This window comes from uncultured Flavobacterium sp., assembly GCF_937967675.1.
GTDB lineage: Bacteria > Bacteroidota > Bacteroidia > Flavobacteriales > Flavobacteriaceae > Flavobacterium.
In genome coordinates this window covers 1-9,185 of record NZ_CALBSN010000106.1, presented here as the reverse complement: position 1 = coordinate 9,185, position 9,185 = coordinate 1, and the positions used below count along the sequence as shown (strand labels likewise).

Sequence of the window (9,185 nt, the reverse complement as noted above, 5' to 3'; positions counted from 1 at the left end):
AAATTGTAGCGTTTGCTCGTATCAGAACTCATGAATGTAGTGTGTTGTTGTTGTGGCGCAAAGATAGTTCTAAAATTTAGAATTTAGAAGTATGAATTTAGAATTTGTTAAATTTTTACAACATGTACAGCTTCAACTAATTCTGATGTATTATTTGGAAACAAAATATTCTCAATTTTATAGGTTGTGAAACATTCTCCTACGCTAGACGAAACATCATAATTGACATTAATTTCGTTTGTTTGCATTGTTGTTTCGTTGTTTAATTTGATTAAAAACGAATTTCCTGTAGCATTTACAACTGATGGAAAAATTTGAATAATGTTCGAGTTTTGAATAAATCTATAAGGAATTGCAACTTCGTCTAAATCCTCAATGGTAATTTGCTGTGCCGTATAGGTTGTGTTTTCAAACACATTTTCACCTGATGTTTCCTCCACAATTTCAACAAAAAAAGACGCAGGTGTTGGCTTATTTCCTTCATCACATGAATCATTACAACTTATTGAAAAAGCTGTGATAAAAACCATTAAAACAATTAATACGTTTCTCATTATTTCTTACTTAAAATTTCAATTTCAACTCTTCTATTTGCTGCAGCTTGTTCTGGTGTTGCCTCTGGAATTGGGTAAATAGGTTGTGAAACACCAAATCCTTTTGTCTTAACACGATACTCTTGTATACCATTATAAACGAGAAAACGTTTAATTTGTTTTGCTCTATCTAACGACAAATTACGGTAATCTTTATCAATACAACAAATATGCCCTTGAATTTCAATTCTTAAATCGGGATTGTTTTGCATTATAAAAAGTAAATCATACAATGTTCCTTGCGATTCTGGCATAGTTGCAAAAGTATTTTGATAGAAATTAATATTTTTTAATATAATTTTTGTTCCAACTTTTGCCAATCTTACTTTCTCCTCTAATGGTGCATCTTCAGGTATAACAACTTCAGGTACTGCAACTTTAATTCCTAAAACTTCATTTTCTTTATCTAAATCTTTTTCTAATAAATAGTGAATGATGGCTTTTCTATTTTCAGCTTTATTGGTTGAAGTAGCGCCTTTTTCGCCAAGAGAAATACTTTTGAAATCGAGTCTTATGTTGACTTTTCCTTTGATTTGATTGAAGATATGACTTACCCGTTTTTGCGATAACGTATCGTTGTACCCTGAGGTTCCCACTTCGTCTGTAGAACCTGTTATGGAAAGAATTTTTGAAGTTGTATTGCCTGCTATCCATTTTTGAAGTTTAGCAGCTTCGGTTTTGTTCAATTCAAACTTATTATTATCAAAATAAAAAACGGCTTGTTCTTGTCCAAATGATATTTGGAATAACAACATGCCTAATAGGAAACAACAATATTTCATTACTTGTAAAATTTAATCAAATTTAAAATAAAAAATAAAAAATCCCGACTTTCATCGGGATTTATATTTACTAAGCAATTATTTATTTTTCAAACTCTTTTAAAGTTGTGATGATAATTGAAACACAATCTCTCAATTGCTCTTCGTTCATAACTAAAGGTGGCGCAAAACGAATAATGTTTCCATGAGTTGGTTTTGCTAATAAACCGTTTTCAGCTAAACGCACACAAATGTTCCAAGCGGTGTCGCTTTCTTCTGTATCGTTGATAACAACTGCGTTTAATAGTCCTTTACCTCTTACTAAAGTAGCAATGTTTGAAGTTTCGATAAATTTACCTAATTCTTCACGGAAGATTTTTCCTAGTTTTCTTGCGTTTTGAGACAAACTTTCTTCCGAAACTACTTCTAAAGCTGCCATAGCCACCGCAGCCGCTACTGGATTTCCTCCGAATGTAGAACCGTGTTGACCTGGCTTAATCACATTCATAATGCTATCATTTGCCAAAACCGCAGAAACTGGATAAGCTCCACCTGATAATGCTTTTCCTAAAATCAAAATATCGGGTTGGGTAAACGTTTCTTGTTTTTCACATTTTGATTCACAAGAACAATTTCCACAAACTGCTAATAACGAACCTGTTCTAGCGATACCTGTTTGAACTTCGTCTGCGATGAATAAAACGTTATTTGCTTCACAAATTGCTTTTGCTTTTTTGATAAAATCGTCAGAAGGTGTATAAACTCCTGCTTCCCCTTGAATTGGTTCTACTAAGAATCCTGCAATGTTTTTTGATGAATTTACTGCTTTTTCTAAAGCATCAATGTCATCATAAGGAATACTAATAAATCCAGCAGTATAAGGTCCGAAGTTTTTACGTGCGTTTTCGTCGTTTGAGAAAGAAATGATTGTTGTCGTTCTTCCGTGGAAGTTACCGTCACAAACGATGATTTGTGCTTCGTTTTCGTTGATTCCTTTTTTCTCGTATGCCCATTTTCTACACAATTTTAAAGCGGTTTCTACGGCTTCTGCTCCTGTGTTCATGGGTAATACTTTATCAAAACCGAAATAGTTGGTTACAAATTGTTCGTAAACCCCTAATTTATCGTTGTAAAATGCTCTTGATGTTAAAGTTAACATTTTTGCTTGCTCTACCATTGCTCCTACAATTTTTGGATGGCAATGTCCTTGATTTACCGCAGAATAAGCCGAAAGGAAATCGTAATATTTCTTTCCTTCTACGTCCCAAACATAAACGCCTTCTCCTCTACTTAAAACTACTGGTAGTGGATGATAATTGTGTGCACCGTACTTGTCTTCTAATGCAATAGCTTCAGCCGAACTCATTTTTTCTAAAACTGACATAAAATTTTGTTGTTGATTGTTACATCGCAATTCCTTCTTAGTGGTGAGAAATCAACCGAATAGTTGCCAAAAATACAAAAATCAAAGTCAAGTTCAAATTCAAATTCAAAAATCAAATTCAAGTTCAATTTTCAGTAACTAATCGCTATCCAAACATTTCTAGTAAAGTCGTAACTGTATTCCAATTTCTAATTGTGGCAACAACGTTTAATTTCTTCTCTATATACTTTTGGTCTAATCTTGTTTTTCCTGCTCCAACAGCATATTTGATGAAGATTTTATTTTTATCAATAGCTGCTTCATCGGGTTTGAATTGACTGATTTTTAAATCATTAATAGCGCTTCCTTGTAATTCTTTCGATAAAAATGCTACGTATAATTTCTTGGTATCACAGTCTTTTTCTTTCAGATAAGGATTGTTTTTGAAACACGCTTCCAAATCTTCTTTAGCAATAACCACCACAGGAACTTCCAATCCTAATTCTTTGAAAATTTCTTGTTTGATTTTAAACCCAACACTCGCACCGTGTTCTTCTTCCGAATCCACAAAAACGTTTCCTGACTGAATATAAGTACGCACATTTTGAAATCCCGCGTTTTCTAAAAGCGTTTTCAAAACGTCCATTTTAATCATGTTATGACCGGAAACATTAATTCCGCGAAGTAAAGCTAAATGGGTTTTCATTTGTGTAATTTGGTGCAAAAATAGAATTTCCTACTTAATTCGGTTCAAAATATCGTTCATCATTTCGATTTGCACTTTTTGAATTTCGATTAACTCCTGTTGTTGGTGCATTACCAAATGATCTATTTTATCGTCTAACATTCTAATTTCTAGTTCTGATTTCAAATTAATCATGTAATCTTTTTTGGCGCGTTCACGGTCTTTTTCTTCCTGACGGTTTTGGCTCATCATAATGACTGGCGCTTGCAATGCTGCCACACATGATAAAATCAAATTCAATAAAATGAAGGGATACGGATCGAATTCTTTGTTCGTAAAAATAATGACGTTGGAACCAATCCAAATGGTAATGAAAATAAAAAAAGCAATAATAAAGGTCCAACTTCCTCCAAATGCTGCCACTTTATCCGCTACAATTTGTCCGTAATTTCGAGTATCGACTTCTTCTTCTACTTTGGCTACAAACGAAGTATCATCGCCTAAAGACCGCACTACATCTTTTTCTAATTTTGATAACTGACTGATTTCGGTTTGCAAAAATTTAGAAATGTATTTTTCACGATACACATTCAATTCCTGTACAGCAATAGAATCATTCACATCAAAATCGGGAAAATCTTCTAAAATTAGGTTTAAAATGGAAGTTCGAATTGTTTTCCCTGAAACTCTATCATGCTCAGGAAAATCAATATTGGAAATAGCACTTTTAAACGTTGGATTGTTTCTCATAATTCAAAAACATTTCAGCTAAAATACAATTAAAACCATTGAATTCTACAACTCTTGGCTTTAAAAGTTATAGAAATCAAAAAAAACATATCAAATCCACTGAACAATTCTTATTTTTGCCTCATGGGAAAAAAGAGAACAGAAAAAATCGTATTCGAAAACGTAAAAATCCTTGATGCAGGTGCAAAAGGTGTATCAGTAGCAAAAGCTCCTGATGGTAAAGTAATATTTCTTCCAAATGTAGTACCAGGCGATGTGGTAGATGTGCAAACCATGAAGAAAAGAAAAGCCTACTACGAAGGTAAAGCTATAAAAATCCACGAATTTTCAGAACATAGAATCGACCCAGTTTGTGAGCATTTTGGGGCTTGTGGTGGTTGCAAATGGCAAAACATGAAGTACAGCCAACAATTGTTCTATAAAAATCAGGAAGTTTACAATAATTTAAAGCGAATTGGTAAGATTGAATTACCAGAATTCGAACCAATTTTAGGTTCAGAAAAACAATTATTCTACCGAAATAAAATGGAATTTGGTTTCTCAAATGCGCGTTGGATGACCGATGCCGAAATTCAATCGGGAACTGAATTTGATAATAAAAATGCGTTGGGATTTCATATTCCAAGAATGTGGGATAAGATTTTAGATATTGAGAAATGTCATTTACAAGAAGATCCATCCAACGAAATTCGTAATGAAATCAAACGATTTGCTAACGAAAACGGTTTAACATTCTTCAACGCAAGAGCTACAGAAGGATTACTAAGAACCTTAATGATTCGTACTGCTTCAACGGGTGAAATTATGGTGTTGCTTCAGTTTTTTGAAAACGATAAAAACGGAATTGAACTAATGATGAATTTCTTAGCTGATCGATTTCCTCAAATTACGTCGTTGCAATATGTTATCAATCAGAAATTGAATGATACGTTGTATGACCAAGACATTATTTTGTTCAAAGGTCGTGATTATATTTTAGAAGAAATGGAAGGTTTGCATTTTAGTATTAATGCGAAATCGTTCTATCAAACCAATTCGGACCAAGCGTATGAATTGTACAAAATTACTAGAGAATTTGCAGGTTTAACTGGGAACGAAACGGTATACGATTTATATACCGGAACGGGAACTATTGCGCAATTCGTTTCGAAAAAAGCGAAAAAAGTAATTGGTGTTGAAGCTGTTCCAGAAGCGATTGTTGATGCAAAAGCGAATGCCGAACGCAATAACATTACAAATTGTGAGTTTTATGTGGGGGATATGAAAAACGTTTTCAACGACGAGTTCATCAACCAACACGGACAACCTGATGTTATCATCACCGATCCACCACGTGACGGAATGCACAAAGATGTGGTAGACATGTTATTGAAAACGGATGTACCTAGAATTGTGTATGTAAGCTGTAATTCGGCAACACAAGCGCGTGATTTGGCTTTGATGGATGAGAAATATAAAGTAGTTCGTGTGCGTCCTGTGGATATGTTCCCTCAAACGCATCATGTGGAAAATGTGGTTCTTTTAGAAAAAAGATAATTAAATTTAAACCACATAGAAACATAGAAAACCATTTTTTTTTGAGATAAACATAGCATTTCATTAACACAGCGCTATGAAAACTATGAAAAGTGTCACGTCTCAATTCATTTTGAAAAACTAGGTGTCTATGTGGTAAAATAAAAAATTTATGAAAAAAATAGTTTTTATAACCCTATCCTTGCTTTTAGCGGTTTCGTTTTGGAACTGCGAAAAAGATGATATTTGTGCAAGTGGAACACCTGTAACACCAAGAGTAATTATTGAGTTTTACGATGCTGCTGATCCTAGCGTTTTGAAGAACGTAACGAATTTAGGGGTGATAGCACCCACATTTTCTGAAGGCAAAGCATTTAACAATGTTTCTAAAATTGAAGTTCCATTAAGAACAACGGCAGATGTTACCACTTTGAATTTTATTCAAAACGGGAGCGATACCAATACTACAAACGATAATGTTGATGAAATTACATTTAATTATCAGCGAGTAGATGAATATATTTCTCGTGCTTGTGGTTTTAAAACCTTGTTTTATTTGAATGATACTAATCCTATTGAATTAACCGTTGATGGCAACAATTGGATTCAAAGTATAGAAGTGCTACAACCTAATATAGAAACCGAAAATGAAGTACATGTTAAGATTTATTTTTAGTCTGGGCTTGGTTTGCTTTTCTTTATTAGGAAATGCACAGACTAAAGACACAGCAAAAGTGGTATATCCGGAACGTTATGGATTACGTTTAGGTGCCGATTTACATAAAATTGCGCGTTCGTTTTACGAAAAAGACTATCGTGGTTTTGAAGCGGTAGGAGATTATCGTTTAACCAAGCGTTTTTACCTAGCGGGTGAACTTGGAAACGAAAACAAAACCGTAGACGATGACCGATTAAACTTTACCACAAAAGGAACGTATTTTAAAGTAGGTTTTGATTACAATTCGTTTGAGAATTGGTTGGATATGGAAAACATGATTTATGTAGGGATGCGTTATGGCGTAAGTAGTTTTACTCATACATTAAACAGTTATAAAATCTATGATCCAACAAATTATTACGGAGAGCATGTTGTAATTTCAGGAAAAGAATATGATGGTTTAACGGCAAGTTGGGTAGAAATCGTAGGAGGAATTAAAGCGGAACTATTCCACAACTTATACATGGGATTTTCGGTACGATTGAACTATTTGGTTTCTAACAAAAAACCAGATGGATTTGATAATCTTTTCATCCCTGGCTACAACCGAACGTATGATGGAAAATTTGGAGCAGGATTTAATTATACTTTGAGTTATTTCATCCCGATTTACAAGAAAAACAAAACTATTACAGAGAAAAAATAATTATTGAAGCGTTACGAAAGTGACGCTTTTTTTTGTTTGTACAAATTTTAAAAAGCTAAAACGTACTTCTAGCATACTTCATCTATATAGTATCCATACTTCTGGCATACACTCCGCATACTTAAAGCATACACTATTCATACACTAAGCATACACTAACTTTGTTTTATCTATGCATTATCTATACTATATCAGTGCTATATCTATGCTATATCAGTGCTATATTTACAATTTATGTACTCAACATCTTCTTAGTATCTATGTAGTCTCGATTTTGATCGACTTGACAAAGTATGATGTTGTATTGTTTCTATAGTTCTCGATACATTTTTAAATTGTAAATCTTAGGCTTTACAACTTAAAAACACTCGAAGTGACGGTGGTGTTATTTCGAAGTGACGGTGGTGATATTTTGTTTTGGAATTATATTTTTTTTTTATATTTGTATCATTATAAGCCATTTAAATTTTGTATTTGCCATGAAGAGTTTACGTATTGAAAAGATTTTTCACCATGGTGCTTATCGCATTGGGGTGTTTTTTGATAAGGATTTTGAAATTATTGCCGTTTTAAAACGTCTTGGTGCTACTTATAGTGGTTCTCGTAGGTGTTGGTATTTGGATTATTCTAAGGCTTCTTATCATTTATTACGTTCTCATTTTCCGGATTTAGTGGTGGTTACTGAATCTTCTATTCCTAATATGGTGACCGGTGTTGATAACCGTGACCTTTCACCCATAGCTTCTTCAAGCGCTCTTCAGTTAGGTTCTTCGTTGAACAATCCTGAACATAAACCAACTGTGATAACTTCGGATAAATTGAAGTTACAATTGTTGCCAAGTATTGGTAAATATTGGGTTTTTAAGATGCATTTTCATCATGAAGTTAGTAAACAACTTTTGAATACTAAAGGGGTTTATTGGAGCGGAAATTATAAAAGCTATATGGTTTTTAGAAATGAAGTTGTGAAGCATGAGGTGGAACAGATTTTAGGCATTTCTGACTTTTTTGGTACGGATTATTTTGTTAAAGATTCGTTTGTTGGTAAAGGGAATATTAGGGTTTTGCCTCATTTAGAAGATGTGACTTGGATGGAAGTTCATGTTCCTAAAATGGTTGCGGTTCATGAGAAATTAAAGCGTTTTTCGATGGCTCGCTACAGTAAGATTAAGGGGTGTTATTTGCTTCCGGCTGCTCCTGTTGTGATGGATTCTTTGCATTTACAGTTTGAATCTTCTAGCATTAGTATTACCTCTTTGCTTCCTAAGAATTATTTGGATAAACGAAATTTGCCTAATAAAAAACAATTGGACTTATCTAAAACGAAGAAAAGCTTACTGGATTTGGTTCCAGAGCAAGCTCAAAGTTATTTAAGTAAGATGATTGACACTTTATTGGCTTTGAATTATAGTAGTTCAACCTTGCGAACGTATTGTGGTGCTTTTATTCAATTTTTACGCTTTTTTGAGTTTCGAAATCCTGAGGAAGTTGCTAGGGAGGAAATTATTCGTTTTTTAGGCTCTTTGATGGAGCGTGGTTTGTCTGCTACGAGTGGACATAGTATGGTGAATGGGGTTCAATTTTATTATCAGCAAGTTTTAGGGAAGGTTGATTATAGTTTTGTGCTTCCACGACCAAAGAAGGAGAAAAAGTTGCCTGTTGTATTGACTATGGAGGAATGTTTGCAGATTTTTAAAGTTGTAGATAATCCGAAACACAAGCTTTTGTTGTTGATAGGTTATGGAGCTGGCTTGCGTGTGAGTGAGATTGTGAGTTTGAAATGGAGTGATATTTTATTTGAGGAACACAAGATTCATGTTAAGAATGCTAAGGGTAAGAAAGATAGAATGGTTATGTTGCCCTACTCTATTGTTACTTCTTTACAGCTTTATAGAGAACTTTATAAGGGTAAACATTATGTTTTTGAGGGTCAGTTTGCGGGCGAGCCTTATAGTACAGGAAGTGTACAACAGGTGATGCGTAATGCTATAAAGTTATCAGGTTTAGAGAAGAAGGCTACGGTACATACATTGCGTCATAGTTTTGCGACACATTTATTAGAAAACGGCACGGATATCCGCTACATTCAGCAATTTTTAGGGCATTCGAGTATAAAAACCACGACTGTTTATACACATTTAACGAAAACTGCTG

At 33.9% G+C, this 9,185-nt stretch carries 9 protein-coding genes; 4 read left to right on the top strand and 5 right to left on the bottom strand.

Annotated features, from left to right (window positions below; genetic code table 11):
- Positions 1–107: 107 nt before the first annotated feature.
- The 5 genes from Q0075_RS07290 to Q0075_RS07270 all read right to left on the bottom strand — a co-directional run bounded on the left by Q0075_RS07290 (position 108) and on the right by Q0075_RS07270 (position 4,152).
- Positions 108–554, bottom strand: a complete 447-nt coding sequence (locus tag Q0075_RS07290; RefSeq protein ID WP_291108699.1) for a hypothetical protein — start codon at positions 552–554, stop codon at positions 108–110.
- On the bottom strand, positions 554–1,375 hold the full coding sequence (locus tag Q0075_RS07285) for an OmpA family protein (protein ID WP_297868935.1): 822 nt from the start codon (positions 1,373–1,375) through the stop codon (positions 554–556). Before Q0075_RS07285 ends, Q0075_RS07290 begins: the two co-directional genes overlap by 1 nt.
- Positions 1,376–1,457: 82 nt before the next feature.
- Entirely contained in the window at positions 1,458–2,738 is a 1,281-nt protein-coding gene (gene rocD, locus Q0075_RS07280) for an ornithine--oxo-acid transaminase (RefSeq protein ID WP_297868934.1), read from the bottom strand.
- Between the two features lie 145 nt (positions 2,739–2,883).
- On the bottom strand, positions 2,884–3,423 hold the full coding sequence (locus tag Q0075_RS07275; protein ID WP_297868933.1) for a DUF1697 domain-containing protein: 540 nt from the start codon (positions 3,421–3,423) through the stop codon (positions 2,884–2,886).
- Between the two features lie 30 nt (positions 3,424–3,453).
- Complete coding sequence (locus Q0075_RS07270) at positions 3,454–4,152, bottom strand: DUF1003 domain-containing protein (protein ID WP_297868932.1); 699 nt, start codon at positions 4,150–4,152, stop codon at positions 3,454–3,456.
- A gap of 123 nt (positions 4,153–4,275) precedes the next feature.
- Here Q0075_RS07270 and rlmD point away from each other — a divergent pair, with 123 nt between their 5' ends.
- The 4 genes from rlmD to Q0075_RS07250 all read left to right on the top strand — a co-directional run.
- Positions 4,276–5,688 carry a 23S rRNA (uracil(1939)-C(5))-methyltransferase RlmD gene (rlmD, locus tag Q0075_RS07265; RefSeq protein WP_297868931.1) on the top strand — a complete coding sequence of 471 codons (1,413 nt, stop codon included), beginning with the start codon at positions 4,276–4,278 and terminating at the stop codon, positions 5,686–5,688.
- A gap of 151 nt (positions 5,689–5,839) precedes the next feature.
- Positions 5,840–6,343 (top strand): DUF6452 family protein, encoded by a 504-nt coding sequence (locus Q0075_RS07260; RefSeq protein ID WP_297868930.1) that lies wholly within the window; start codon positions 5,840–5,842, stop codon positions 6,341–6,343.
- A complete protein-coding gene (locus Q0075_RS07255; RefSeq protein WP_297868929.1) occupies positions 6,324–7,031 on the top strand; it encodes a DUF6048 family protein in 708 nt (235 codons plus the stop codon). The genes Q0075_RS07260 and Q0075_RS07255 overlap by 20 nt, the downstream gene beginning before the upstream one ends.
- Positions 7,032–7,510: 479 nt before the next feature.
- Positions 7,511–9,185: tyrosine-type recombinase/integrase (locus Q0075_RS07250; RefSeq protein WP_297868928.1), on the top strand; the 1,675-nt coding region annotated here is incomplete at its 3' end.

Coding starts and splice junctions, on each gene's coding strand:
- Q0075_RS07290 (WP_291108699.1), bottom strand. CDS start 554: ATGAGAAACGTATTAATTGTTTTAATGGTTTTTATCACAGCTTTTTCA.
- Q0075_RS07285 (WP_297868935.1), bottom strand. CDS start 1,375: ATGAAATATTGTTGTTTCCTATTAGGCATGTTGTTATTCCAAATATCA.
- rocD (WP_297868934.1), bottom strand. CDS start 2,738: ATGTCAGTTTTAGAAAAAATGAGTTCGGCTGAAGCTATTGCATTAGAA.
- Q0075_RS07275 (WP_297868933.1), bottom strand. CDS start 3,423: ATGAAAACCCATTTAGCTTTACTTCGCGGAATTAATGTTTCCGGTCAT.
- Q0075_RS07270 (WP_297868932.1), bottom strand. CDS start 4,152: ATGAGAAACAATCCAACGTTTAAAAGTGCTATTTCCAATATTGATTTT.
- rlmD (WP_297868931.1), top strand. CDS start 4,276: ATGGGAAAAAAGAGAACAGAAAAAATCGTATTCGAAAACGTAAAAATC.
- Q0075_RS07260 (WP_297868930.1), top strand. CDS start 5,840: ATGAAAAAAATAGTTTTTATAACCCTATCCTTGCTTTTAGCGGTTTCG.
- Q0075_RS07255 (WP_297868929.1), top strand. CDS start 6,324: ATGTTAAGATTTATTTTTAGTCTGGGCTTGGTTTGCTTTTCTTTATTA.